Genomic DNA, 26681 nt, shown 5'->3' with positions numbered 1-26681 from the left:
AGGGACCTGACGAAAGAAAAGGTGACACATGACATTGAACAAAAAGACTGTTCTCGTGCTGGGAGGATCCTCCGGGATCGGGTTCGGAGTTGCTATGGCAGTCCTTGCCGAAGGCGCTAGGGTGACCATTGCTTCGCGCTCGGCCAAGAAGATCGCGACCGCTTGCGGTCGTCTAGGTCAGGGCGCCGTGGGCGTGACGCTCGATACCGGAGATGCCGCGGCGCTGGAGGCGTTTTTCGCCGCGAATGCGTTCGATCATGTCTATTCCTCTGCCGCAGCGACACGGGTGGCTGCCGTCCGGGACCTGCCGCTGGAGGACGCTTATGCCTCCTTCGATTCCAAGTTCTGGGGGGCCTATCGCCTCGCCCGGGCAGTGCGGATAAACGAGGGCGGGTCGCTAACCTTTACCTCCGGCTTCCTATCGGTTCGCCCGAAGGCGGGAGCGGCGATCCAGGGTGCGATCAATGCGGGCCTCGAAGGGCTGACGCGTGGTCTTGCTCTCGAGTTTGCGCCGGTGCGGGTCAATTGCGTATCGCCGGGGCTGATCAAGACCGAGATGTACGACACGCTGGATGGCGACGGCCGCAAGGCCATGTTCGACGGCGCTGCGAAAAAATTGCCGACGGGACGGATCGGCACACCGGAGGATGTGGCCATTCAGGCTCTGGCGCTGATGAAGAACCCCTACATGACGGGGACGACGATTTTCGTCGACGGTGGCGGCGCCATCGCCTGACACCCGAAATCCATCTAAAACCAAGACATTCAGGAGAAAACAATGGAAAGCAAGAAACTTGGCAGCACCGGCCTGAGCATCGCGCCCATCGTCTTTGGCGGCAACGTCCTGGGATGGACGACCGACGAGACCGAGAGCTTCCGGGTGCTGGACGCCTTTGTCGATCACGGGTTTGATGCCATCGACACCGCCGACGTCTACTCGGCCTGGGTTGAAGGGCACAAGGGGGGCGAGTCCGAGACGATGCTCGGGAAATGGCTCGCGGCGCGCCCCGGTATGAGGGACAAGGTGAAGCTCTTTACCAAGGTGGGCTCTGACATGGGCGGTGAGGGCGAGAAAGGGCTCTCAGAGGCCTGGATTACCAAGGCCGTCGAGCGCTCGTTGGAGCGGCTTCAGGTGGAGAGCATCGATCTCTACTTCTCGCATTGGCCCGATCCGGAAGTGAGCCATGCAGAGACGCTCGGAGCCTATGACAAATTGCTGAAGGCAGGCAAGATCAAGGCCATCGGCGCCTCGAACTATGACGCGAAGTTGCTGGGCGAGGCTTTGACGACCGCCGACACGGAGGGTCTGCCCGCGTACCAGGTGATCCAGCCGGAATACAATCTCTACGACCGTTCGGGGTTCGAAGGTCCGCTGAAGGACCTCTGCATGGAAAAGAACATCGGTGTTGTGACCTATTTCAGCCTCGCGGCGGGCTTCCTGTCCGGCAAGTACCGCAGCGCAGCCGACTTGGCCGGGCGCCAGCGCGGCGGCATGGTCGAGAAATATCTGACCGAGCGCGGCATGCGTTTGCTGGATGTTCTGGAAGAGGTCGCCGGTGCCCACGGTGCAAGACCTGCAGAAGTGGCGCTTGCCTGGCTGATTGGGCGCGAGGGGGTGACCGCGCCGATCGCGAGCGCGACGAGCGTGGCGCAGGTCGAGAGCTTTGCAAAGGCGGCGTCGCTGAAATTGTCGGATGAGGACATGGCCCGGCTGACCTCTGCCGGAGCCTGAGCGGGCAGCCACACCTGGCAAAAAAGACCCTCCCGCGCCTTTCGGTGGGGGAGGGACATTTTCTTAACGAATGATGCCGCTTAGCGCTTGCGCGGCTGCAGCTGGGTCACGTCACGCACCGCGCCCCTGGCGGCAGAGGTGGTCAGTGCGGCATAGGCCTGAAGCGCGGCGGATACCTTGCGCTTGCGTGGCTCTGCCGGGAACCAGCCCTTGGCCTCCTGATCCGCGCGGCGCGCGGCCAGGGTGGCATCGTCGACCGCGAGGTGGATCGAACGGTTCGGGATGTCGATCTCGATCTTGTCGCCGTCCTGTACCAGTCCGATCGTGCCGCCCTCTGCCGCCTCGGGAGAAACGTGGCCGATGGAGAGGCCGGAGGTGCCACCGGAGAACCGGCCATCAGTCAGAAGCGCGCAGGCTTTGCCCAGGCCCTTCGACTTCAGATAGGACGTCGGATAGAGCATTTCCTGCATGCCTGGGCCGCCGCGCGGACCTTCGTAGCGGATCACTACCACATCGCCCTCTTTGACCTTGCCGGTCAGGATGTTGTTGACCGCGGCGTCCTGGCTCTCGCAGACATGTGCGGTGCCGGTAAATTTCAGGATCGAGGCATCAACGCCCGCGGTTTTCACGATGCAGCCATCCTCGGCGATGTTGCCGAAAAGGACCGCAAGACCGCCATCCTGGCTGAAGGCGTGTTCCTTCGAGCGGATCACGCCCTTTTCGCGGTCGGTATCGAGCTCCTTGAAGCGGTTCTCGGTCGAGAAGGCCTGGGTGGTGCGGACACCGCCGGGAGCGGCCTTGAAGAGCTGCTCCGCCTCGGGGTTGTTGGCGACCTTGATGTCCCAGTGCGCGATGGCTTCGCCCATGGTGGAAGAATGCACCGTGGCGCAATCCTCGTGCAGCAGCCCGGCGCGGGAGAGCTCGCCCAGGATCGAGAAGATGCCGCCGGCGCGGTGCACGTCCTCCATGTGGACGTTCTCGATGTTGGGCGCGACCTTGCACAGGCAGGGCACGTGGCGCGACAGCTTGTCGATGTCGTCCATGGTGAAATCCACGCCGCCCTCGTTTGCGATGGCCAGCAGGTGCAGCACGGTGTTGGTCGATCCGCCCATGGCGATGTCGAGCGACATGGCGTTCTGGAAGGCCTCGAAAGTGGCAATTTCGCGCGGGAGAAGGCCCTTTTCCTCCAGCTCGTAGTGGCGGCGCGTGATCTCGACGATCTTGCGGCCGGCCTCGAGAAAGAGGTGCTTGCGGTCGGCGTGGGTCGCCAGGGTCGAGCCGTTGCCGGGCAGGGCGAGGCCGAGCGCCTCGGCGAGGCAGTTCATCGAGTTGGCTGTGAACATGCCCGAGCAGGACCCGCAGGTCGGGCAGGCATTTTCCTCGATGTGCTGCAGCTGTTCGTCGGTGTAGGCGTCCGAGGCAGCGGCAACCATGGCATCCACGAGGTCGATTTTCTTGACGTCGAGATCGGCGATGTCGATCTTGCCTGCCTCCATCGGACCGCCAGACACGAAGATCACCGGGATGTTCAGGCGCATGGCGGCCATCATCATGCCGGGGGTGATCTTGTCGCAGTTGGAGATGCAGACCATGGCATCGGCGCAATGCGCGTTGACCATGTATTCCACGCTGTCCGCGATGACCTCGCGCGAGGGCAGGGAATAAAGCATCCCATCATGCCCCATTGCGATGCCGTCATCCACCGCGATGGTGTTGAATTCCTTGGCAACCCCGCCGGCCTTTTCCACCTCGGCGGCCACCATCTGGCCCAGGTCCTTGAGGTGCACGTGACCGGGCACGAACTGGGTGAAACTGTTGACGATGGCGATGATCGGCTTGCCGAAATCGCCGTCTTTCATACCGGTGGCGCGCCAGAGGCCACGGGCCCCGGCCATGTTGCGGCCATGGGTACTGGTTCTTGATCGATACAGGGGCATCGAACCCTCCCTGAGATAATGTCGGGCGCACCCTATACGCCTCGAACTTGCGAGTGAAATATATTATTGTGCCGCCATTGGGTCGCACAGGATATGAGTGAATGGACGTCAGGCAACTCAGGCACTTCGTCGCCGTGGCGGAGACATTGCATTTCGGCCGCGCCGCGGGGCGTCTTGGCATGACGCAGCCGCCACTGAGCCAGTCGATCCGGGCCCTGGAGCACGATCTCGGCGCGCCGCTCTTCGAGCGTACGCGGCGCAGCGTGGCGCTTACGCCTTTCGGGGCGGCCTGGCTGCCGCATGTTCGCGAAGCGCTCGAAGGGATTGCGGCCCTGCGCGAGACGGCCGAACGCATCCGCAAGGGCAGTGCAGGGCGGCTGGAGCTCTCCTTTGTCAGTACGGCGGACTACAGTGTTCTGCCGGCGCTCGTGCACAGGTTTCGAGAGGTCTATCCGGATGTCGAACTTGCGCTGAGCGAGGCCACAAGTGACCGTCAGATCGCCGCGATTGCAGAGGGAAATGGCCACGCCGGCCTGATCATTCCCCACGGCGAGGAGGAGCTGCCAGCCGGATTTGCCTATCGCCGGCTGTTGAGAGAGCCCCTGATGGCGGCGGTGCCGGAGGCCTGGATCCTTGAGGGGCGCCTGCAGGTGACCGGAAATGAATTGATGCCGGAGGCGGTGATTTCCTCTCCGCTGATCGTCTTTCCGCGCCGGGCGGCGCCGTCCTTCTATGATCTGGTCACCGGATATTATGCCGCCTGCGGAGGAACCGCCAACGTGGTCCAGAACGCGATCCAGATGCAGACGATCATCAGCCTGGTCTCTGCCGGAATGGGTATCGCCCTGGTGCCGGCTTCGTTGCATAACCTCGCCCGCTTCGGGGTGCGCTATCTGCCGCTGGCCGCCGAGGCGCCGGTACTGGAAACCGGGATCATCTGGCGCCGCGAGGACAGGACGCCCACGCTACAGAATTTCCTGGCGGTCGTGGCTGAAGTGGCGGCTCAGGACATCGATTTGCCTTAGGAAACCTGAGATTGCCCAAATTTGCAGCCCTGCCCGAAAGGGCTATCTGGACAGGGTCATGAATTCAGTTTGTACGGATACGTCCGGAATATGTACTCAGAACAGATGTTTAGGGCGCTGAAAATGCTCGAAAATTGATCTCTGTTCCCATAAACAGGACCCACGGCGACGGGCGGAGATGATTTCGCGCCCGGGCCCGGACCCGGATTTGTATATTGTGTGCACTGATTGGGCCGTCGGTCGGGCCCATCAAATATCGCGATAAATGTATCTATCAGGAGATCCTGGCGGAATGCTGAAACGAGTTCTGGCGGTACTGGCCGTCCTGATGCTGGCGAACTGCGGAGAGGCCGTTACCGGCAGTGCGGACGAGCGTATTTTGCTGATGGGCGATTCCATGATGGCCTTCAATCGCAGCTCCGGCAATTCGGTGGCCGACGTGGTCGAGGCGGAGCTTGGCGAGGAAGTCGTGGACCGTTCCGTGTCCGGCGCGCGCTACTTCTACCTGCTGCCGATATCGGGCAGCGCCGGGCTGAAAATCGAGAAGCAGTACCGACCCGGGCCCTGGTCCTGGATCATTCTGAATGGGGGCGGCAACGATCTGCTGTTCGGCTGTGGGTGTGCCCTCTGCGATCACCAGCTCGACCGATTGCTCTCCAAGGATGGCAGCACCGGTGCGATTGCCGAATTCGTGGGAGACCTGCGGCAGACAGGCGCGCGGGTGATCTATACCGGCTACCTGTTCAGTCCCGGGCGCTGGTCGGTCATCGACGGGTGTCGTGGCGAGGGCAAGGAGCTGGACCGCCGCCTGACGGCGATGGCCGCGCGCGATCCTGGCGTCTATTTCGTATCACTCGAAGACGTGGTGCCGAGCGGTGACGATTCCTTTCACGCGGTCGATCTGATCCATCCTTCGTCAAAGGGCAGCCGCGCCATCGGGCAGAGGGTTGCAGCGCTGATTACGGATTGATGTCAGATGGTTGCGGGGCGATCTGAAGGTGAAGCAACGCTGATCGTCAACACCGAACATCAGCAACTTTAGTCATTGCGGCAGTGCGGCGCGTTCATCCCGGGCGGCATCTTTACCTTTCCTAAAGGCGGATACTGTTCCTTGCCGGCATCCCTTCGCCTGCGAGGATCGCCATCATGTACGTATGTCTACGCAACGGAACCCGGATTGCGGTTGCGGTCCTGTTCTGCCTGGTGCAGCTGATCGTCGGTCACGCGGCCTCTGCGCAGGCAGAGGTGGCCCAGCAGATGAGCACGGCGGACAGGGTCGAGGCGGCCAAGCACAAGATCAACCTGGCTGGCGCGCAGAGGATGCTTTCGCAGCGGATCGCGATGTTGAGCTGCATGGCCGACAGTGGCGTGAACGTCGAGGACAGCCTGAAAAAGGCCCGCGCTGCCACCAGCCGCTTCGACCGCGTGCTGACCGGTCTGCAGGTCGGCGATGCGATCGATGAGCTGATGCCGGAGACCAATGCAGAGGTCCAGGCGGCGCTGGACATCGTCGACATGCAATGGACCGGCTACAGCGTTGCAATCGAACGCTTTCTGGAGACGCAGAGCCGGACCGCCCTGAACCAGATCCGCAACCGCAACATGCCCGTCCTGAAGGACATGAATGCTGCGGTCGGCGTGATGGAGCGGGTCTATGGCGAGGGGGTCGTGGCCCCCGATCTTGCCATGGCGCTGAACGTGGCCGGGCGTCAGAGAATGCTGATCATGAAGGCGCTGAAGGAAGCCTGCATGGTCGGGCGGAATTTTGGCCAGGACGACGACCGCGCGGCCCTGCGCGGCACGGTTTCGCTGTTCGAGAGTACGCTTTTCAAGCTGCAGGAGGGCAATTCCTTCGACGGTATCATCCCGCCGCCCTCCTTCGAGATCGTGGTCCAGCTGGAACTCGTGGACCTGATCTGGGGCTGGATGGGTGAGCGCTTTGACCAGATTGCCGATGGTGGCGCGGCCGACACGGAACTGTTGACGCAGCTGCTCTATCACGGCGAAGTGGCCCTCTTCGAGATGAATATGGCCGTGGGATTCTACGAGCTCGATTGAACCGCGACGGTTTCGGAAGTTTCGCGCGGGCGTCCGATCGGGCGGCAAAGCAGCGGATATAGCGAAATTTTCAGCACCACGCCCCGGGCGGCCGAAAGGGCCTCCGGGGCTTTTCCCGTTGAGCGAAGGGGAAGATTTCCGGGGGCAGAGGCCGCGGCGCCGGATCGGGGGGACCCGAGCGCGCCGCTTTTTGCCGCCAGAGCCGCGAAACGCGGTGAATCCGCCTTGCGCGACAGGGGTTCACCGCATAGAAGGGCCTCTGATTTTGAAGGCCGTGCGAGTGACGCGGCACCCGGTATGGAAGGACAAGCAACGATGCAGGTCACCGAGACCCTGAATGAGGGCCTGAAACGCGGCTACACGATCACTGTCTCGGCCGACGAGCTGGACAGCAAGGTCAACGAGAAACTGGCCGAGGCGCAGCCCGAAGTCGAGATGAAGGGTTTTCGCAAGGGCAAGGTGCCGATGGCACTGCTGAAGAAGCAGTTCGGCCAGCGCCTGCTCGGCGAAGCCATGCAGGAAACCATCGACGACGCGATGTCGAAGCACTTCGAAGACAGCGGCGACCGCCCGGCGATGCAGCCGGCCGTGAACATGGTTGACGGCGAGAACTGGAAAGAGGGCGACGATGTCGTCGTCGAGATGTCCTACGAAGCGCTGCCCGAGATCCCCGAAGTGGACATGAAGGCAATCGCTCTCGAGAAGCTGGTCGTGAAGGCCGATGACGCTTCGGTTGACGACGCCCTGAAGAACCTGGCCGATACCGCCAAGGACTTCGAGGACAAGGACGGCGCGGCTGAAGACGGCGACCAGGTTGTCATCGACTTCGTCGGCAAGGTCGACGGCGAAGCCTTTGAAGGCGGTTCGGCCGAGGATTACCCGCTGGTGCTGGGCTCCGGCAGCTTCATCCCCGGTTTCGAGGAACAGCTGACGGGTGTGAAGGCCGGTGAAGAAAAAGCCGTCGAAGTGACCTTCCCCGAGGAATACGGCGCAGAGCACCTGGCCGGCAAGGCCGCCGTGTTCGAATGCACGGTGAAGGCCGTCAAGGCCCCCAAGGCTGCCGAGATCGACGACGAACTGGCCAAGAAGTTCGGCGCTGATGATCTTGCTGCGCTGAAATCCCAGATCGCCGAGCGTCTGGAAGCCGAGTACGCCGGTGCCGCCCGCGCAGTGATGAAGCGCGGCCTGCTGGACAAGCTGGACGAAGTGGTGAGCTTTGACCTGCCGCCGAGCCTGGTGGAAGCGGAAGCCAGCCAGATCGCGCACCAGCTGTGGCACGAGGAAAACCCCGACGTCCACGATCACAATCACGATTCCATCGAGCCGACCGACGAGCACAACAAGCTTGCCGAACGCCGTGTGAAACTGGGCCTGCTGCTGGCAGAGCTGGGCACCAAGGCAGAGGTCCAAGTGACGGATGCCGAGATGACCCAGGCGATCATGAACCAGGCGCGGCAGTATCCGGGGCAGGAACGTCAGTTCTTTGAATTCGCGCAGCAGAACGCGCAGATGCAGCAGCAGCTGCGGGCGCCGATCTTCGAAGACAAGGTCGTAGACTATGTCTTCGAACTGGCTGACGTGACCGAGAAGGAAATCAGCAAGGACGAGCTCGAGAAAGCCGTCGAAGCGCTGGAAGACGAATAAGTCCCAAGGACTTAGACGATCGCGAAGGGCCGCCCCATGGGGCGGCCCTTTTGCGTTTGAGGGCCCGGAAGGGGCCAGAATTTGCACGGGTAAGGCACGCGAAAACGACGTCGGTATTCCGAAACTTGAATGTATTTAAGTGCCTGAAATCGCCGGATTCCAACGTCGGTATTACGTCGGTATCGCGTCGGTGCGAAAACGGACGCAGGAAGCTGGGCGGCGGGCGCGCAGCCGGGGCGTGAGAGAGGCTATCTCGGGTAGCTGCCGGTCAGGCTCCAGTAGAAGGTGCGGAGCTTTTCGGAGGCGGAATAGGTGCCGCCCGCGCTGATGCTGCTGCCGAAGGCCTGCAGCAGCAGGTTGGCGTCGGAACCGGCGGCGACCTCTCCGGCGGCGGCGGTGAAGACCTGTCGGTTGAGTTCGGTGAAGAAGGCCAGCACGGCGCGGTTCCGGGCGCTGGCACCGAGCCCCTCTCCGGGCGGGGCGCCGAAGATCGCATAGCGCTCGTTGCTGAAGAGCGCGGGGGCCAGGTTGGCATTGCCGATGCAGCCGGCGCCGGTGATCATCTGGCGCACGATCTCGACATCGCCGACATAGTAGAGCACCTGCCGCGGCTGGGCGCAGAAGGCCTCGGCGAGGCTGGTGTGATCGGGAAAGACCTGGATCACCGGCGGCGCACCGCCGGGGCAATCACCGGGCACCGGCGGGGAGGGCGCATGGTAGTCGTCGGCCATCGCATCCAGGGCCTGGCCGATCTGCGCGCCGAAGCGCAGCCAGGCGCCGGAGCGCAGGATGGTGTCGACCGAACCGAGCGCGGTGGTGCCCGCCACGATGCCGACGTAGCTGAAACAGGGCTGCCCGTCGGGCAGGCGGCGCGGCTCGGCAAAGGTGACGGCAGAAAGGTAGACCGGCACCGAGGCGCTGGCCTGCTCGAGACGCCTGGGGGTGAGGGTGGCCGGATCGCAGAGCAGGTCGATCTCGCCACTGGCGATCAGGTCGAAGCGGTTCTCGGCGGTGACGGGCCGGGTGGCGAGACGCAGGCCCCCGGGCCGGGTGCCCATGGTGGCGAGGACCGCATCGCAGATCTCGACCATGTAGCCGCGAAAGCCGTTCCGCTTGGGCCCGCCGTCGAGGGCGGCGGCGGGATCGAGGGGGGCGCTGCCCTCGTAGACGGAAAAGGGCGGGGTATCGGCGCGCACGCCGACTGTGAGCGAGGGCTGTTCGGCGGCGGGTGCGGGGCCGGTGGCGGCCAGGAGCGCAAGTGCGGTGAGCGGCACCAGGAGCGGCAGCATCAGCCGGCTGCCGCCGACGCGGGCCGCGGGCTGCGCCGCCTGATCCTGAGGCTCGCTGCGGCGGAAGACGACCGGCGGCGCGGTGTTCTCGGCCGGATCGGGCGTCTCGGCCTTTTCCACCAGCCAGGCATAGACGAGGAAGGCGATGAGCGCCGTCAGGGTGAATTCCGCCCCGGTGAGCGCGGCGCGGCGCAGGCTGTCGCCCAGGAACATCTCTCCGAGGAAGGCGAAGACGAAGAAGGGCAGCGCGAAGGCACCGGCGATGGTGATGGTCTTTCTGGCCGGCAGGGCCACGTGCACGTCGGAGACGACCAGGGCGCAGAGCGCGGAGATCATGCCCAGCACGAAGAACTCCGGCAGGTATTTCAGGTAGAAATAGAGGGTGACGTAGATGCCGTCCATCAGCGTCGGCAGCCCCTCGTTGAGGGGGTAGTACTGGATGACCTCGCTGAAGGTGATGGCCAGAAGCACCGAGATGGCGGCCAGGGCGGCGGGAAAGAGCGCGGTGCCCAGCAGGCGCAGGGCGGGCAGGGTGCTGAGGGTATAGCCGCTGTCCCAGCGCTCGCGGTCGATGGCGGCGCGGCGGATGGCGATGACGGAGAGGAAGCTGACCAGCAGCAGCACGCCGCCCTGCAACAGCATGTTGAGCGCCTGCGGCAGGATGAAGCCGCGGAGCGAACTGTCGATCGTGCCCTGAAGCGTGCGCCCCTCGGGCGCGGTATTGAAGAATTCCCACAGGGTTTCGAAGACGGGCACCACCATGATCATGGTGAGCAGTGCGGCGACCACCGCCATCAGGGCCTTGTCCTTCAGGTTGAAGGGATCGGGCTGGGAGAGCTGTTCGAGCACGAAGCGGGTGGGCTTGTCCTCGCTCTGGAGCGCCTCGCGGCGGCTCTGGCTGTAGAGCACGGCAAAGACGGCCTTGAGATTGCGCTGGCAGATCTGGACCTGTTCGCAGAGCGCGTCGATGTCATCGGACGTGGGAACGGGGCCGGCCTGATCGCAGAGGCGGGCGAAGGTGTCGCGCAGGGCGTGGCGTTCCTGACGCTGGGTCTCCAGCAGGGTTTTCAGGCTTTCCGTGACGGCGACGGGAAAGACGCTGCCCGGCCCGCTGACCCCGATGGCGCGGCTGAGCGTGTCGATGGCGAAACAGGCCTGTCGGGCATGGCCAATGGCGGTGTCCTGCATGTGCTGATGCGGCGGATTGGTGGCCATGTAGCGCCGGAGCGCGATGTCGAAATCGCCGACGCAGGGCCCGCCGGCGGCGCCCAGCCCCTGCGGATAGTCGAGGTGATTGAGACGGGTGATCAGGGTGAAGATGCTGTTGGGAATGCCCGAGAGCCGGTGGGCATAGTTGCGCACCGTGGCCTCGATCGCGCGGACCACGCCGCCGGTGCTGTCGCGGGCGGCCATGATCGCCAGCATGGCCAGCGCGATGGCCAGGGGGGAGGCGTCGCTGGTGGCGGTGAGGCGGGCGGGATCGCCGGGGGTGGAGGAGACCGGCGACTGGGTGGGCACGGTGCCCTGGGCGCCGGCGGTCGAGGCGCTCTGACTGACCGAGAGGAGGATGTCACCGAAGCGGTAGGCCCAGACGGCGGCGATGTAGATCAGCACGTAGATGCCGATGTAGAAGGCCCAGCCCTGGCGCTGGCGGCGTTTCGGGGAGAGCTGGTCGAGCTCGACCCCGCGCAGGATGGGGAAGTGCCCCTGGCCCAGCACGGACTTCATCGTGCTGTCATAGAAGAGGCGGTTGGCCTCGATCACCAGGACGGCGAGGCCGAAGAAGAAGGAGAGCAGGTAGGAGGGATCGAGGGTGAGCATGGGGCCTCCGGGCGTACGGCCGCGGGGCGCACGCGGGGGCGGCGCCGGGCGGGGCGTCAAGGGCAGGGTGTCCAGGTCTGGGCGTCCAGGTCGGGGCGCCGAGGGCAGGGCAGCGACGGCCGGGAGCCGTCAGCGGGAGGCGGGACCTAGCTGCAGCGGCGCACGTTGGGGTTGCAGGCGACGGGCTGAAGCGGCTGGGTGGTGATCGCCGGGGGCGCGGCCGTGCCGGTGGGCACCGGGGCCAGGCCCAGGGGGGAAAGGACGGTAAGAATGAAGGCGGCAAAAATGAACTTGGTCACAACGACATCTCCGGCATATGGGCGGGATCCTGCTTAACCATGGGTCAGGTTGCCGATTCGATCAACTTTTGATTGTTTTGCGGGCCCGGGGACCATCCGGGGACCATCCGGTGCCTTCCCGGGCACGAGGGCCATGACGGCGGGGCCCGCGGGGGCGCCCTGATGGCCCTGACTGATGGCCCTGATCGCGGGAAAAGGGCGGTCCTGCAGCGGATTTCGGTATGCATAGGTATTCAAGGTATTGATTTTGAGTAATAATTTGCAATCCGGCCAGGGCGACCCTAAATGATGTGTCACAGAGGCGGATTTTGGTCGCAGGGTCTGCGGTGCCCCGGGGAGGGACATGGCAGGGGCGACGGAGCCCGTCGAAGTGGGAGGGGATCAACCCATCGCTTGGAATGAACCCATGGAAAAAGAACATCACGTAGTGGTCGTCGGCGGCGGATTTGGCGGCATCGCCTGTGTTCGCGGCCTGAAACAGGACGGGGTCAAGGTGACCCTTGTCGATCAGAGAAATCACCATCTTTTCCAGCCACTGCTCTACCAGGTGGCGACGACGATCCTGCCCACGTCGGAGATTGCCTGGCCGATCCGGCACCTGCTGAAGGACCGGCCGGAGGTGCGTACGCTGATGGCCGAGGTGGCCGATGTGAACACCGCGGACAGGCGGGTGCAGTTCACCGACGGCGGCTCGCTGAGCTATGACACGCTGGTGCTGGCCACGGGGGCGCGGCATTCCTACTTCGGCAACGACGCCTGGGAGGATTCCGCTCCCGGCCTGAAGACGCTGGAGGATGCCACGGCGATCCGGCGGCGGATCCTGTCGGCCTTCGAGGCGGCCGAGCGCACCACCGACCCCGAGGAGCGCCAGGCGCTGCTGACCTTTGCGGTGGTCGGCGCGGGGCCGACGGGCGTGGAGCTGGTGGGCATCATCGCCGAGCTGGCGCACAAGGTGCTGCCGCAGGAGTTTCGCACCATCGACACGCGGCAGGCCCGCGTGCTGCTGGTGGAGGCGGGGCCGCGGGTGCTGCCGGCCTTTCCGGAGAGCCTGTCGGATTATGCCGAGGCGGCGCTGGCGAAGCTGGGCGTGGAGGTGCGCAAGGGCGTGCCGGTCACCGAATGCGACCCCGACGGGATCAGCATCGGCGAGGAGCGCGTGCCCGCGCGCACCGCGATCTGGGCGGCGGGGGTCAAGGCCAGCCGTGCCGCACAATGGCTGCGCGTCGAGGGCGACCGCGCCGGCCGCGTGCCGGTGGGGCCGGACCTGAGCCTGGCCGATCACCCGGAGATCTTCGTGATCGGGGATACGGCAGCGGTGACGAACAGCGACGGAAAGCCGGTGCCGGGCATCGCGCCGGCGGCAAAGCAGCAGGGGCAATACGTGGCGAAGGTGATCGCGCACCGCAACGGTGCCCGCCGTGATCCGGGGGCGTTCCAGTACCGCCACCAGGGCAGCATGGCGACCATCGGCCGCCGCGCCGCCGTGGCCGATTTCGGCCGCTTCCGCCTGCGCGGGACGCTCGCCTGGTGGGTCTGGGGCCTGGCGCATATCTACTTCCTGATCGGCACCCGCAACCGGGCCGTCGTGGCCTGGAGCTGGCTGTGGTCTTACCTGAGCGGGCAGAACTCGGCCCGTCTGATCACCCAGGGCAAGCAGGGCATCGCGGTGCCGCGCAGTGCCGCTGCCGAATAGGCGCAAAGACAGATCGAACGGGAAAGGGCGGCCAAGGGGCCGCCCTTTTGCATTGCGCCTGTCTGCCGCGCCTATTCCGTCAGGCAGTTGAAGGCGTAGCGCCCGTCCTCCATCACCGCGCCCTCGATCACCTTTTCGAAGCCGGGATAGATACGGGCCCATTCCTCGAGCGCGCGGATGTATTTCAGCGTGCCGCTGTCCTCGGCGCCGAAGCGTTCGCCGGGCATGACGATGGGAATGCCGGGGGGATAGGGGATGACGCCCACGGCAGAGATCCGGCCGGCCAGCGCATCGACGCCCACCAGCTCGGCCCGGCCGCGGATGAAGGCCTGATTGGCGGCACGCGGCAGCATCGCGGGCTCCGGCAGCTCCTCGTAGGCGCGGCTCTCGGCGGCGGCGATGTTGTGCTTGCGCATGTTGGCCCACATCTCGTTGGAGAAATCGCGCAGCCCGTAGCCGGAGTAGCGGTCGGGATCCATCTCGACGATGCCGGGCAGGGTCTTCTCGATCGGGGCATTGGCGTCATAGTCGCGCTTGAAGTCGACGAGGCTGTTGACCAGCGTGCCCCATTTGCCCTTGGTCACGCCCATGGAGAAGAGGAAGAGCACCATGTGCGAGGTGGTGCGCGAGGGCACGATGCCGCGCTTGGAGATATAGGCGGTGACCACGTCGCCGGGAATGCCCCAGTCTTCGAGCGTGCCGTCGGCGGCAAGGCCGGGGCAGAGCACGCCGTATTTCAGCGGGTCGAGCATGCACCAGTCGTCGGGCAGGTGATCGAAGCCGTGCCAGGCCTCGCCCGGCTTCAGCCGCCAGGCGGATTGCTCGCGGATCAGCAGCTCGGGCGGGGCATCGGCGAAATCGAAGGTCTCGCCGGTGGCACTGTCGGTGACGGTGGGGGCGTTCCAGCTGTCGAAGAACCACTCGCCCTTTTCGCGGTAGCTGCGGTTGACCCGCATCACCGTCTGCCGGCAGCGCACCGCCTCGCCCAGGGTATCGTCGAGCAGGGTCTCGCCCGCGCCGTCGTCCATCATCGCCGCCGCGATCTCGTTCGAGGCGATCATCGGGTAGAAGGGCGAGGTGGAGGATTGCGCGCAGAAGGACTCGTTGAAGGCGTGGTCCGAGATGGCGCTGCGGCCGTTGCGGACGTGGATGAAGGAGGATTGCGAGAAGGCCGCGAGCATCTTGTGGGTGCTGTGGGTGACAAAGACGGTGGGCCCGTCGGTGTCATGGCCGTCGGGATCGCCGCGCAGCCCGTAGTGGTTTTCGTAGACCGGGTGGAAGCGGGCATAGGCATACCAGGCCTCGTCCATGTGCACGCGGTCGCTGCTCTGGCCCAAGGCGGCCTCGACCGCGGCGGAATTGTAGCACATGCCGTCGTAGGTGCAGTTGGTGACCACGGCATAGACGGGCGTCTTGTCGGTGGCTGCGGCGGCGAGCGGGTTGGCCGCGATGCGCTCGGCGATGGCGGCGGGGGCCATCTGATCGGGGTGGATCGGGCCGATCACGCCGTAGCGGTTGCGCCGGGCGGTGAGATAGACGGGGATGCCGCCGGAGGAGATCAGCCCCTGTTCGATGGACTTGTGGCAATTGCGGTCGCAGAGCGCGATCTGACCATCGCCGACGCTGGCGTTGATGATGGTGCGGTTCGAGCCGGAGGTGCCGTTGAGCATGCAGTAGCTGCGCTCTGCCCCGAAGACGCGGGCGGCGTATTTCTCGCTCTCGCCGATGGGACCCTCGTGTTCGAGCAGCGAGCCGATGGCGGCGCGTTCGATGCCCATGTCGTTGCGGAAGATCTCCTCGCCGTAAGTCTCCTTGAAGACATGGCCGATGCGCGAGCGGCTGTAGGCGACGCCGCCCTGATGGCCGGGCGCGGCCCAGGGGTATTCGGCGTCGAGGCGATATTCCATCAGCGTGCGGGTGAGCGGCGGCAGGAAATCGTCGAGGTAATGCTCCAGCGTCAGCAGGATCCGCTGGGCGATGAAGGGGGGATAATCCTCCAGCGTCCAGACGAATTCGTCGATGCAGGTCGCGAGCTCGACCGTCATGTCGCGGCCGACGGGGCGTTCGGCCAGCAGCACGATGGGCAGGTCGGGATCGCGGCGCTTGATCTCGGTCATCAGGGCGAGCAGGGCCGTGGTGGTGGCGGGATCATGGGCGGTATTGCTCCAGTCGACCATGACCAGGTGCACGGCGGGTTCCGAGAAGGCCACCGATTGCGCCGTCTCGATCGAGCCGACGCGGATCGTCTCGATCTCCTGCTCCTTCAGCGCGGCGAGGACCTGGGCCATGCGCTCGGCGGCATAGCCGTCTTCGTCGGCGGGGTTCAGGTAGAGGATCTTGGAGGTGACGAACTGGCGGATGGAAGTGAACATCGCGGGGGCCTTTCGGTGCGCGCGGGGCGGCGCGGTGCGGCTGGGCGGCCCCGCGCCGCGAGGGCGGGGCCTGTGTGGGGGCGCGGTGAGCGCTACTGGTCGGCGGGAGCCGTTGCGGGATCCGTTGCCGGTTCCGATGCGGGGTCCGTTTCGGGGGTGGGCGTCGAGGCGGGGCCGTCGCCCGGCTCGAGCTCGGCCGGCAGGGTGGTGACCGGCTGATGCGGGCTGAGGCCGCCGTAGCCGCGGGCCGGGAAGAGCTGGCCTGCACCGGCCTGCTCGAGGCGGCTGGCGATCTTCTCGATAAGCAGGTTGCGTTCCACGCCGTTCAGGTCTGGCAGGGTGATCTTCTCGGGCTCGTTGTGGAAGGGGCGCCAGATCAGCACCAGCAGGATCAGCGCCACCACGGCGAGGATCACCCAGCCCTCCTTCAGGTCGTCGGTCCAGCTGTGGCCGGTATCCTTGTCCTCGGTCATTGCGGGGCTCCTTCCGCTGCGGTGGCTCCGGCCTCGGGATTTGCCTGCTTGAGCTTTGCCCTGGCCTGGCCGGTCTGGTTGTAGGCGTAGAAGAGGGTGACCACGGTCACGAAGACGAAGGACCAGACCACCTGGCCGCTGTCGGATCCGATGATGGCCCAGGAGGAATAGACCACCGCGATGATGATCAGGATGTTCCACATGATGGCACGGCTGCCGAATTCCTTCTGGCCCAGCAGCTTGAGCGAGGCGGAGGTATAGATGTAGGGCAAGAGCGTCATGATCACCGAGATCGAGGAGATCACCGCGAACTGCTGCGCCGCGGTGGGCGAGATGGTGAGCAGGCAGATGAAGGTCATCGCGATGGCGATGGCGATCAGCCCCGGGGCGGGGACATCGCGGCTGTTGGTGCGGGCGAAGAACCGCGGGAAGAGGCCGTCGTCTGCGGCGGCCTTGGCGGACTGGCCGGCGACCAGGGTCCAGCCCCCCAGCGAGCCGAGGCAGCCGGCAGCGGCGCAGACCGCCACGAGGGAGCCGGCGAAGGGCCCGAGCGCCAGGTTGGCCGCATCGGAGAAGGGCGCGGCGGAGACGACCAGCTGGGCGTTGGGGATGATCCCCATGATGACGGTCGAGGAGAGCACATAGGCCACGGCGGCGATGCCCACCCCGCCCAGGGTGGCGATGGGCACGTTCTTCTTAGGGTTCTCGACGGTGCCGGCGACCACGGCGGCGGTTTCCACCCCGAGGAAGGCCCAGAGGGTGACGTTGAGGATCGACTGGATCGCCGAGACGGTGGAGCCGCCCGAGACGTTCCAGGCCGCCATGTATGTCTCGCCGCTGAACCAGAACCAGCCGAAGATCGCGGTGCCGAAGATCGGGATGAAGACCAGCGAGGTGGTGTAGGACTGCACCTGTGTCACCAGCTTGGGCCCGAGGATGTTGATGAAGGTGAAGAGCCAGATCACCGCGATGGCGGCCAGCGCCGAGAGCACCGGCGTGTTTATGACCGGCAGGAAGTAGGCGATGTAGCCCACCCCGATGATCGCCATGGCGATGTTGCCCGTCCAGGCGGCGAACCAGTAGACGAGGTTGGTCTGATAGCCCATGTAATCGTCGAGGCCCTTGCGGACATAGGCGTAGGAGCCGCCGGCGCTCTCGTCGAAGGAGGCGAACTTGGCATAGACGAAGGCCAGGGACATGGCCCCGATGATCGTCACCACCCAGCCGTAGATCGCCACGCCGCCGACGGCCGCGAGGCTGGAGGGCAGCAGGAAGACCCCCGAGCCCATGATGTTGCCGCAGACCATCAGCGTGGCCGCGATGACACCAACCTTTTTCTTACTGTCCGCCATCACTGATCCTTTCCGGGGATATGGGCATCGGGAACCGGCCGGGTGGCCCGGGCAGGGCCATGCCGGGCAGCGCAGGGAAGGAGCGGGGGGCAGGCCTGGACTGCGCCCGACAGGCCCGCGGCCCGTCCGACGGCGCGGGAGCCGGAGCACTGCCCGCCGGCCCATCGGTGCGGGCAGGATAGGAAGTGGCAAACTGGGCAAGACCGGCCAAAAATGCCGAAACGGGTGACCACCACTGCATCTGAGAACGCATGTCGCACCGAAAAATGTCCCTGTAGGGAGAGGCTAGCGGCGGAATTTCGCGTTTCGTTAATTGAATCTTAATTCCATCTTTTGATCGGCGGTAAATCGCCCATTTCCCTTGGGGCACCCTGCCGGGCCCTTGCGACGGCCCGCACGGGGAAGCGCCCGCGCGCCGGGCGGAAGCCCGTCTTGCGCAAGTGCAGAAGGGGGCGTGCGCTGCTGCGGCTTGAAATACGAGACTGCAGTACTCTAATTAGGGGCAACGATGCTCTCCTGAAAGAAAATCCCATGACGCAAACCTCTCCTACCGGGCTGCGCGCGATGCTGATCGTGGTCGTGCTGGCCCTGCTCTCGATCTTTCCGCCGCTCGCAACCGACATGTACCTGGCCGGGATCGGCGACGTTGCCGATACGCTGGGGGCCAGCCAGTCGGCGGCGGAGCTCTCGCTGTCGCTCTTCTTCCTCGGGCTCTGCGTGGGCCAGCTCATGGTGGGGCCCCTGATCGACGCCTTCGGGCGCAAGGGGCCGCTGCTGCTGGGCACGGTGCTGTTCACGCTGACCTCTGTCGCGCTGCTGATGGTGGGCGATATCGTGGTCTTCAACGGGCTGCGCTTTGTCCAGGCGCTGGGGGCCTGTGCCGGCATGGTGGTGGGCCGGGCCGTGGTGACGGACCTGTATCACGGGCGCCGGGCGGCCAAGGTGATGACCGTGCTGGTGATGCTGATGACCCTGGGCCCGATCCTGGCGCCGACCGCGGGCAGCCTGCTGCTGACGGCCTTCGGCTGGCAGTCGATCTTTGTCTTCATGGTGATCATGGGGCTGATCGCTTTGATCCTGGTGCAGCTGGTGCTGCCCGAAACCCTGCCCAGGGCGCGCCGGCACGATGATGCCTTTGCCCGGGCCTTCAACCATTACGGCACGCTGATCCGCCGGCGCCAGTTCGTGCTGCCGGCGCTTGTCTGTGCCTTTGTCCAGGCGGCGATGTTCGCCTTCATCACAGGCTCGGCCGGGGTCTTTCAGACCGGCTTCGGCCTGTCGAGCGTGGCCTATGGCGTGCTCTTCGGCTGCGTCGCCTCGGCGCTGGTGATCTTTGGCCAGGTGAACAACTGGCTGCTGAACCACTTCGAGCCGCGCCGGATCCTGTCGGCCGGGCTGTTGGTGATGCTGCTCGCTGGGGTGGCGCTGGTGGCGGTCTCGGGCACCTCGGTGCTCTGGGTTCTGGTCGTGCCGCTCTGGGTCGCGCTCGGGATGGTGGGCCTGCTCTCGGCCAATGCGATGAGCGTGGCGATGGAGGCCAGCCCGGAAGGGGCGGGCATTGCCTCGGCCGGGATCGGCGCGGTGCAGTTCGCCATGGCCTTTGCCACCTCGACGGTGGTGTCGCTGGCGGGCACGGAGACCGCGGGGCCGATGTGCTGGGCGATCCTGATCCTGACGGCGCTGGCGGTGCTGAGCTGGGGCGTGCTGCAACGCTGGCCCGGGGTCAGCCCCGCGGCCGAGACCGCGGAAAGCTGAGACGGGTGGGGGCCCTGGCCCCCGTCCTTGAGATCCAATCCCGTCCTGACTCCCGCCCTGGCTCCCCCGGGCGGGACAGGGCCGGACAGGGCGGGACAGGGGCCGCGGAAGGCCGAACAAGGCGGATTTACGTCGCCCGGCCGCCAAGCCGAGCACCGGACAAGAAAAAACCGCGCCCCGTGAGGCGCGGTTTCATATCTCTGCGACAGGGAGCGAAGATTACTCTTCGTCTTCCTCTGCGGATGCCGGTGCATCGTCGTCGTCGGAGGCAGCGCCACCGATGTCGTCGAACAGCTCGGAGATTTCGAACTCTGCAGCGGCTTCCTCTTCGGCGGCCAGCTCCTGGATCGACTTGCCTGCGGCCTGAACCTCGGCTTCTTCCGGGGTACGGGCGACGTTGATGATCACGGTGACCTCAACTTCGGGGTGCAGGGTGACCTTGGCTTCGTGCAGGCCCAGTTCCTTGATCGGATCGGGGATGATCACCTGCTTGCGCTCGACGGTGAAGCCGTTCTCGGTGGCGACGGTTGCAACGTCACGCGGGGAAACGGAGCCGTAGAGGTTGCCGCCGTCGGAGGCTGCGCGAATCACAACGAACTTCTGACCGTCGAGTTTCTCGCCGAGAGCTTCGGCTTCTTTCTTGGTCTCGAGGTTGTTGGCTTCGAGCTGTGCCTTCTGGCTTTCGAAATGAGCGATGTTCTCTTTCGAGGCCGTCAGGGCCTTGCCCTGGAGCAGCAGGTAGTTGCGGGCGTAGCCGGGCTTGACGGTGACGACATCACCCATCTGGCCGAGCTTGGCGACGCGTTCGAGAAGAATGACTTCCATAGATCTGGCTCCTTACTTCACGGCGTAGGGAAGCAGGGCGAGGAAACGGGCGCGCTTGATGGCGCGAGCCAGTTCACGCTGCTTCTTTGCGGAAACGGCGGTGATGCGCGAGGGCACGATCTTGCCACGCTCGGAGATGTAGCGCTGCAGGAGACGGGTGTCCTTGTAGTCGATCTTCGGCGCGTTCTCGCCCGAGAACGGGCAGACCTTGCGGCGGCGGAAAAACGGTTTTGCGGCCATGGTTTATGTCCTTTTCTTCAGGCTGATCAGCGACGTTCGCGGCGACGGTCTTCGCGCTCGTCACGCTTCTGCATCTGGACCGAGGGGCCCTCTGCGTGCTCGTCGACCTTGATGGTCAGGACGCGCATCACGTCATCATGCAGGCGCATCAGGCGTTCCATTTCCTGAACGGCAGCGGCAGGCGCGTCCGACTTCAGGAAGGAGTAGTGACCCTTGCGGTTCTTGTTGATCTTGTAGGCCATCGTCTTGACGCCCCAGTACTCGGAATCAACCAGCTTGCCGCCGTTGTCCGAGAGGACGGTGCCAAAATGTTCGATGAGGCCTTCGGCCTGCGCGTTGGAAAGGTCCTGGCGCGCGATGAAGACATGCTCGTAAAGGGGCATGTGCTCTCCTGTTTCTGTCAAGGCGCATTTCATAGGAGGGTCCAAGCCTTCCGCGACCACTCCACGAGAGACTGCGCGGTTCATCCAAAAGATGCGGAAGGAGGCCTGCACTTACACGGGAACGCGCGAGCTGGCAAGGGGCAGGGTGCGGCGCGGGAGGAGGGCGCCCGCGACGGGGCCGCGAGGCCGCCCGCGCGGGGCTATCCGTTGGCGCCGGAGGCGGCTCCGGCCCAGTCGATCGCCAGGATCTTTCCGCCCGCGTCGCCTTCGAGGACGATGTAGAGCGTGTCGGCCCTGTCGCCGGTGCCGAAGGCGAAGTTCACCACGTTCTGTCCGCCGACGTCGATCACGGTGCCGTGGAGGCCGTCGGGGGAGACGCGCCAGATGCCCTGGGGGCCGAGGGCGACGAGGATACTGCCGTCCGGCTGCACCTTGATGCCGTGGGGCTGGCTGCCCTCGGGCAGGCGGGCCAGAACGCGGCGCTGTCCGAGGGTGCCGGGGCCGGTGACCGGGAAGGTCACGAGGTTCTCGCCGTCGGTCATGTAGAGCGCGGTGCCGTCGGGCGACAGGGCGATGCCGTTGGCGCCGTCGATGTCCATGGCGGCAATGGTGATGGCGGAGAGATCTGCGGGCACGTAGAGCGCGGTGCCCTCGACCGCGTCGCTGATCCAGGCGTTGCCGGCGGCATCGACGGTGATGTCGTCGGGGCCGGTGATGGGATCGTGACGTGCCTCGTCGAAGGCAACGGAGAGCGCGCCGGTGTCGAGATCGAGGACCAGGATCTGCCCGTCATCATTGGCTTCGAAGTCGGTCGCGTCGAACTGGCTGAGGAACTTGCCCATGTTCATGCGGGTGATCATGAGACGGTGCGGATCGAGCAGTGCGCTGCCGGAAGCGCCGCGCCCGGTGGTGGCGAGCACGCTGGTCCTGGCCGGATCGCCGGGCACCGATTGCACCACCTTGCCGGTCATGAAGGAGACCGCGGCGATACTGCCATCGGGGAGGACGCTTGGCCCCTCCGGCGTGACGATGGAGCTGATCACGGGGGTCGCGTCGGCGAGAGAAAGCGCGGCGGCGGGCCCGGCCATGGCCAGGGCGGTGCCGGTGAGGACCATGGCGGACAGGAGGGCGCGGGCGCTTCCCCTCATCACCATCCGAAGCCGGTGGAGGGGGAGGGTCGGCCCCGGCGCGGCGGCCTCGGGCCAGTGCCCTGTCGACGGGGCGATCATGCGGGGAGACGGGGCGGGAGCATCGGTCATCAGGCGTCCGGAGGTGATTTCGGGATAGATAAGGCGGCGCGGGGCCGCTGTCATCCCCGGGCCACAGTGTGGTGGCATGGTTTCTTGACTGCATCAGCCGTTTCACGGGCCAGTACGGGGAGCAGAGCCGAGCGCCAGTGCCGGTCTGCTGGGGGCCCCTCAAAGGCAAGCCGATGCAAAGAGCGCAAAACGATAAGGCTAGGTTATAGATATCGTAAATTTATACGATTTCTATTTATTCTAAATGGGGCCTAGGGTTGTGCCATAGTGTCGGGGTGGGAGCCGGGACAGGGAACCGACCGGTGAGTCGGGGATGGTCGCGGTTCGGGGCGGAGAAGCCCTCCCGAGGAAATACCCAGGTTGAAAACTTCGGAGGAAGACATGGACGGCAACGATATTCAGACCGGCGGCAAATGCCCGGTAATGCACGGCGGCATGACTGCTAACAAGGATTCCGTCACCAGCTGGTGGCCGAATGCGCTGAACCTCGACATCCTGCACCAGCACGACACCAAGACGAAGCCGCTCGGCCCCGATTTCAACTATCGCGAAGAGCTGAAGAAGCTTGATATCGAAGCGCTCAAGGATGACCTGCGCAAGCTGATGCACGACAGCCAGGACTGGTGGCCCGCAGACTGGGGCAGCTATGTCGGCATGTTCGCCCGCGTCGCATGGCACGCGGCCGGCTCCTATCGCCTGGCCGATGGTCGCGGCGGTGGCGGTACCGGCAACCAGCGTTTCGCACCGCTGAACTCCTGGCCGGACAACGTGAACACCGACAAGGGCCGCCGTCTGCTCTGGCCGATCAAGAAGAAATACGGCAACGCCGTGAGCTGGGCCGACCTGATGATCCTGTCGGGCACGATCGCCTACGAGGAAGCCGGCCTGAAGACCTTCGGCTTTGCCTTTGGCCGCGAGGACATCTGGCACCCCGAGAAGGACACCTACTGGGGTGCGGAGAAGGAATGGCTCGCGCCCTCCGACAACCGCTATGACGACGTGTCGAAGCCGGAGACCATGGAAAACCCGCTGGCTGCCGTACAGATGGGCCTGATCTACGTGAACCCGGAAGGGGTGAACGGCAAGCCGGACCCGATGGCAACCGCCGCGCAGGTGCGCGAAACCTTTGCGCGCATGGCGATGGACGACGAGGAAACTGCCGCACTGACCGCTGGTGGCCACACCATCGGCAAGTCGCACGGCAACGGCAATGCCGACAACCTGAGCGCGGATCCGGAAGCGGCCGACGTGGAATTCCAGGGCATCGGCTGGATGAACACCAAGGGCCGCGGCATCGGCCGTGACACCGTGGTCTCGGGCATCGAAGGCGCCTGGACCAAGGAACCCACCAAGTGGGACATGGGCTGGTTCGAGATGCTGTTCGGCTACGAGTGGGAACTGACCACCTCGCCCGCCGGCGCGCACCAGTGGAAGCCCGTCGACATCCGCGAAGAGGACATGCCGGTCGACGTGGAAGACCCGTCGATCAAGTGCATGCCGATGATGACCGATGCCGACATGGCGATGAAGGTCGACCCGGTCTACAACGCGATCTGCCAGAAGTTCATGGCCGATCCCGAGTATTTCAGCGAGACCTTCGCCCGTGCCTGGTTCAAGCTGACCCACCGCGACATGGGCCCCAAGGCCCGCTACTGGGGCCCGGACGTGCCGCAGGAAGACCTGATCTGGCAGGATCCGATCCCGGAAGGCCCGACGCAGTACGACATCGGCCACCTGAAGGCGAAGATCGCCGCCAGCGGCCTGTCGGTCTCGGACATGGTCTCGACCGCCTGGGACAGCGCCCGCACCTATCGCGGGTCGGACATGCGGGGCGGTGCCAATGGCGCGCGCATCCGTCTGGCGCCCCAGAAGGACTGGGCCGGGAACGAGCCGGAGCGCCTGGCGCACGTGCTCTCGGTGCTGGAGCCGCTGGCCGCAGAGGCCGGGGCAAGCATTGCCGATACCATCGTGCTGGCTGGCAACCTGGGTGTCGAGATGGCCGCGAAAGCCGCGGGCTTTGACATCGACGTGCCCTTTGCCCCCGGTCGCGGCGACGCCACCGACGAGATGACCGACGCGGCGAGCTTCGACGCGCTGGAACCGCTCGCCGACGGCTTCCGCAACTGGGCCAAGACCGACTACGTGGTGAGCCCGGAAGAGATGATGCTCGACCGTGCGCAGCTGCTGGGCCTGACGGCGGCAGAGATGACCGTTCTGACCGGCGGCATGCGGGCCATGGGTACCAACCATGCCGGCACCAAGCACGGTGTCTTTACCGACCGCGAAGGCGCGCTGACCACGGACTTCTTCGTCAACCTGACGGACATGGCCAATACCTGGGTGCCGGTGGGCGACGGGCTCTACGAGATCCGCGACCGCAAGACCGGCGCGGTGAAGTGGACCGCCACCCGTGTGGACCTGGTCTTCGGGTCGAACTCGATCCTGCGGGCCTATGCAGAGGTCTTTGCCCAGGATGACGGCATGCCGACCTTCCTGAAGGCCTTCGTCGACGCCTGGACCAAGGTGATGAACGCCGACCGCTTCGACCTGAAGTGATCTTGCCGGGATCCGGCGTGCGGTCTTTCTGACCGGGTTGACCGGGCGCCGGCCCGGAAGAGCCCCGCACCACCGAGAGGTGGTGCGGGGTTTTTCTTTGCCGCTCACCGCTTGCCGTTCGCCGCTTGCGGTTGGCCAGGCTTGTGGGCGGACAGCTTTACGGGCGGAGCAGGATCTTGCCGGCGCGGCCCGGGGTGAGCGAGGCCTTGACCGCGGCGGTGATCTCGTCGAGCGGGAAGGTGCCGCCGGAGGGCAGGTGAAGCTTGCCGGTGGCGGCCAGGGTGACCAGCTCGCCCATCAGCTCGGCCTTCTTGGCAGGCTCCATCTCGGCCGCGACGCGGGCGCCCCAGAAGCCCTTGATGGTGAGGTGGTTGGTGATCATCGTGCCGGAGGAAATCTGCATCGGTTCGCCGAGGGCCGAGCCGAAGGAGACCAGCAGGCCGTTCAGGCCCAGCAGAGAGATGATGTCGTTGACCACGGCGCCGCCGACGGAATCGATGGCGGCCTGGGCGCCCCCTTCGCCGAGGATGGCGCGGGCACGATCCTGCCAGCCCTCATCGGCGGTGCAGAGCACGTGTTCGAAGCCGGCGGCCTTGAGCTCCTCCACGGCATCGGGGCGGCGGACCAGGTTCAGGGTCTTGATGCCATGGGCCAGGGCCAGGTCATGGAAGATGCGGCCGACGGCGCCGTTGGCGGCGGTCTGGATGACCCAGTCGCCCTCTTTCACGTCGATGAAATCGAGCAGGGTGATGGCCGAGAAGGGCATGGCGACCAGCTGGGCGCCGGCCTCGTCGTCGATGGCATCGGGCAGGGGCAGGAGGCCGGCGGCCTCGGCGGTGAAATATTCGGCCCATTTGCCGATGGTGCCGGCGGCCACGACACGCTTGCCGACGAGGGCCTCGTCGACACCTTCGCCGACGGCCTCGACCACGCCGACGGCCTCGGAGCCTGCCAGGGCGGGCAGATCGGGCTTGACGCCGTACTGGCCACGCACCGTCCAGAGGTCATGGTTGTGGATCGAGGCGAGCACCATGCGCACCAGCGCTTCGCCGGGGCCGGCGGTGGGCTTGGGGGTGTCGATGGGGGCGAGCACCTGGGCGGGATCGCCGTATTCGGAATAGGAGATGGCTTTCATCTTGGGTCCTTTCGGGACGTCAGGCCAGGAAACGGCGCAGCGTTTCGTCGTAGGCGGTTTGCAGGGGAGCCGGGCTGTGCGACAGCCGGGCAAGAATGGCGGCACCGAGCCATTGCGCATAGAGCATGGCGGCGGCGGCCTCGGGATCGGGCTGGGCCCGGAGGGATCCGTCCTCGGCGCCGTCCCGCAGGACCTGCGCGAGGCGGGCGGTGAGCTCTCCGACGCCGTCGTCGAGCACGGCGGCCATGTCGGGGGAGAGATCGGCGACCTCTGCCCCGAGGCGGACCACCAGGCAGCGGCTGGCCATGGCGCCGGGGGTCTCGGCGGAGCCTTCGACCTCGAGGGCGGCACGGAACATTTGGCTGAGCCGCGCGGCGGCCGTGCCGGGGGCGGAGAGCACGCAGCTTACCCGGCCAAGGTAGCTGGCGACGTAATCCTGAAGCAGGGCCACACCGAAGGCCTCCTTGGAGGCGAAGTAGTGATAGAAGGAGCCCTTGGGCACGCCGGCCTCCTTCAGCAGCGTCGAGAGGCCGAGGGCCGCGAACCCGTGCCGCAGCACCAGCGCGTGGCCGGTGTCGATGATGCGCTGGCGCGTCAGGTCGCCCTTGGTGGGCGCCTCGGTGGCGGCATTCGCGGAGGGAACGGGGCGGGTCATGTGGGGCCCTCTTTGGAATAGACCGGTCGTCTAGTAGCGCCCCAGATAGGCGTTCGGCGAGAAAACACAAGCTCTGCCTGCAGGGAAAGTGCCTGGTCCCGAGGGCAGATCTGCAGAACACGGAGCCGTGTTGTTCATTTTCTCACAGCACCTGTGGGCACATCGGGAATTGAGAACG

The 26681-nt window shown here is 65.5% G+C and carries 21 protein-coding genes; 9 read left to right on the top strand and 12 right to left on the bottom strand.

Features of this window, described 5'->3' with window-relative positions; genetic code table 11:
• Nucleotides 1-28: 28 nt before the first annotated feature.
• Both AC0WR5_RS12140 and AC0WR5_RS12135 read left to right on the top strand, forming a co-directional pair.
• Nucleotides 29-736 (top strand): SDR family oxidoreductase, encoded by a 708-nt coding sequence (locus tag AC0WR5_RS12140; protein ID WP_475863454.1) that lies wholly within the window; start codon nt 29-31, stop codon nt 734-736.
• 42 nt (nt 737-778) lie between these two features.
• Nucleotides 779-1732 (top strand): aldo/keto reductase, encoded by a 954-nt coding sequence (locus AC0WR5_RS12135; RefSeq protein ID WP_475863453.1) that lies wholly within the window; start codon nt 779-781, stop codon nt 1730-1732.
• An 80-nt stretch (nt 1733-1812) separates the two neighbouring features.
• On the opposite strand, the gene ilvD is transcribed toward AC0WR5_RS12135, so the two are convergent.
• Complete coding sequence (gene ilvD, locus AC0WR5_RS12130) at nt 1813-3669, bottom strand: dihydroxy-acid dehydratase (protein WP_475863451.1); 1857 nt, start codon at nt 3667-3669, stop codon at nt 1813-1815.
• Between the two features lie 101 nt (nt 3670-3770).
• Between ilvD and AC0WR5_RS12125 the strand changes: the two genes are divergently transcribed.
• The 4 genes from AC0WR5_RS12125 to tig all read left to right on the top strand — a co-directional run bounded on the left by AC0WR5_RS12125 (nt 3771) and on the right by tig (nt 8396).
• Entirely contained in the window at nt 3771-4694 is a 924-nt protein-coding gene (locus AC0WR5_RS12125) for a LysR family transcriptional regulator (protein WP_475863449.1), read from the top strand.
• 292 nt (nt 4695-4986) lie between these two features.
• On the top strand, nt 4987-5664 hold the full coding sequence (locus tag AC0WR5_RS12120; protein WP_475863447.1) for an SGNH/GDSL hydrolase family protein: 678 nt from the start codon (nt 4987-4989) through the stop codon (nt 5662-5664).
• 176 nt (nt 5665-5840) lie between these two features.
• Complete coding sequence (locus AC0WR5_RS12115; RefSeq protein WP_475863445.1) at nt 5841-6752, top strand: type IV pili methyl-accepting chemotaxis transducer N-terminal domain-containing protein; 912 nt, start codon at nt 5841-5843, stop codon at nt 6750-6752.
• 315 nt (nt 6753-7067) lie between these two features.
• Nucleotides 7068-8396 carry a trigger factor gene (gene tig / locus AC0WR5_RS12110; protein ID WP_475863443.1) on the top strand — a complete coding sequence of 443 codons (1329 nt, stop codon included), beginning with the start codon at nt 7068-7070 and terminating at the stop codon, nt 8394-8396.
• A gap of 248 nt (nt 8397-8644) precedes the next feature.
• Here tig and AC0WR5_RS12105 read toward each other — a convergent pair whose 3' ends face one another.
• Together AC0WR5_RS12105 and AC0WR5_RS12100 are read right to left on the bottom strand one after the other, a co-directional pair.
• The gene (locus AC0WR5_RS12105; RefSeq protein WP_475863441.1) at nt 8645-11506 is read right to left on the bottom strand and encodes a transporter substrate-binding domain-containing protein; all 2862 of its coding nucleotides are present in this window, start codon (nt 11504-11506) and stop codon (nt 8645-8647) included.
• Nucleotides 11507-11652: 146 nt separating this feature from the next.
• Nucleotides 11653-11805, bottom strand: a complete 153-nt coding sequence (locus AC0WR5_RS12100) for a hypothetical protein (RefSeq protein WP_475863440.1) — start codon at nt 11803-11805, stop codon at nt 11653-11655.
• A gap of 406 nt (nt 11806-12211) precedes the next feature.
• Between AC0WR5_RS12100 and AC0WR5_RS12095 the strand changes: the two genes are divergently transcribed.
• The gene (locus AC0WR5_RS12095) at nt 12212-13498 is read left to right on the top strand and encodes an NAD(P)/FAD-dependent oxidoreductase (protein ID WP_475863438.1); all 1287 of its coding nucleotides are present in this window, start codon (nt 12212-12214) and stop codon (nt 13496-13498) included.
• 71 nt (nt 13499-13569) lie between these two features.
• Here AC0WR5_RS12095 and AC0WR5_RS12090 read toward each other — a convergent pair whose 3' ends face one another.
• The 3 genes from AC0WR5_RS12090 to adiC form a co-directional block, all read right to left on the bottom strand.
• The gene (locus tag AC0WR5_RS12090; RefSeq protein WP_475863436.1) at nt 13570-15870 is read right to left on the bottom strand and encodes an Orn/Lys/Arg family decarboxylase; all 2301 of its coding nucleotides are present in this window, start codon (nt 15868-15870) and stop codon (nt 13570-13572) included.
• A gap of 92 nt (nt 15871-15962) precedes the next feature.
• Nucleotides 15963-16343 carry a hypothetical protein gene (locus tag AC0WR5_RS12085; protein ID WP_475863434.1) on the bottom strand — a complete coding sequence of 127 codons (381 nt, stop codon included), beginning with the start codon at nt 16341-16343 and terminating at the stop codon, nt 15963-15965.
• Nucleotides 16340-17695 carry an arginine/agmatine antiporter gene (adiC, locus tag AC0WR5_RS12080; RefSeq protein ID WP_475863432.1) on the bottom strand — a complete coding sequence of 452 codons (1356 nt, stop codon included), beginning with the start codon at nt 17693-17695 and terminating at the stop codon, nt 16340-16342. Before adiC ends, AC0WR5_RS12085 begins: the two co-directional genes overlap by 4 nt.
• Nucleotides 17696-18226: 531 nt before the next feature.
• Here adiC and AC0WR5_RS12075 point away from each other — a divergent pair.
• Complete coding sequence (locus tag AC0WR5_RS12075) at nt 18227-19450, top strand: multidrug effflux MFS transporter (RefSeq protein ID WP_475863430.1); 1224 nt, start codon at nt 18227-18229, stop codon at nt 19448-19450.
• A gap of 219 nt (nt 19451-19669) precedes the next feature.
• On the opposite strand, the gene rplI is transcribed toward AC0WR5_RS12075, so the two are convergent.
• From rplI to AC0WR5_RS12055, 4 genes are all read right to left on the bottom strand, one after another.
• The gene (gene rplI, locus AC0WR5_RS12070) at nt 19670-20275 is read right to left on the bottom strand and encodes a 50S ribosomal protein L9 (protein WP_475863429.1); all 606 of its coding nucleotides are present in this window, start codon (nt 20273-20275) and stop codon (nt 19670-19672) included.
• 12 nt (nt 20276-20287) lie between these two features.
• Complete coding sequence (rpsR, locus tag AC0WR5_RS12065) at nt 20288-20515, bottom strand: 30S ribosomal protein S18 (protein WP_005608650.1); 228 nt, start codon at nt 20513-20515, stop codon at nt 20288-20290.
• Nucleotides 20516-20541: 26 nt separating this feature from the next.
• Nucleotides 20542-20898 (bottom strand): 30S ribosomal protein S6, encoded by a 357-nt coding sequence (gene rpsF / locus AC0WR5_RS12060; RefSeq protein ID WP_475863427.1) that lies wholly within the window; start codon nt 20896-20898, stop codon nt 20542-20544.
• A 200-nt stretch (nt 20899-21098) separates the two neighbouring features.
• The gene (locus tag AC0WR5_RS12055) at nt 21099-22157 is read right to left on the bottom strand and encodes an SMP-30/gluconolactonase/LRE family protein (protein ID WP_475863426.1); all 1059 of its coding nucleotides are present in this window, start codon (nt 22155-22157) and stop codon (nt 21099-21101) included.
• A gap of 381 nt (nt 22158-22538) precedes the next feature.
• On the opposite strand from AC0WR5_RS12055, the gene katG reads away from it, so the two are divergent.
• Nucleotides 22539-24713 carry a catalase/peroxidase HPI gene (gene katG / locus AC0WR5_RS12050; protein ID WP_475863424.1) on the top strand — a complete coding sequence of 725 codons (2175 nt, stop codon included), beginning with the start codon at nt 22539-22541 and terminating at the stop codon, nt 24711-24713.
• Between the two features lie 157 nt (nt 24714-24870).
• Here the strand turns inward: katG and AC0WR5_RS12045 are convergent, their stop codons facing one another.
• Together AC0WR5_RS12045 and AC0WR5_RS12040 are read right to left on the bottom strand one after the other, a co-directional pair.
• A complete protein-coding gene (locus tag AC0WR5_RS12045) occupies nt 24871-25848 on the bottom strand; it encodes a zinc-binding dehydrogenase (RefSeq protein ID WP_475863423.1) in 978 nt (325 codons plus the stop codon).
• Nucleotides 25849-25867: 19 nt separating this feature from the next.
• Nucleotides 25868-26503, bottom strand: coding sequence for a TetR/AcrR family transcriptional regulator (locus tag AC0WR5_RS12040; RefSeq protein WP_475863421.1), 636 nt, complete (start codon nt 26501-26503; stop codon nt 25868-25870).
• Between the last annotated feature and the right edge of the window lie 178 nt (nt 26504-26681).

It is taken from the genome of Pseudooceanicola sp. DL12 (assembly GCF_056270665.1).
The sequence above is the reverse complement of the archived record's forward strand: the minus strand, read 5'-3'. Positions and strand labels throughout refer to the sequence as shown.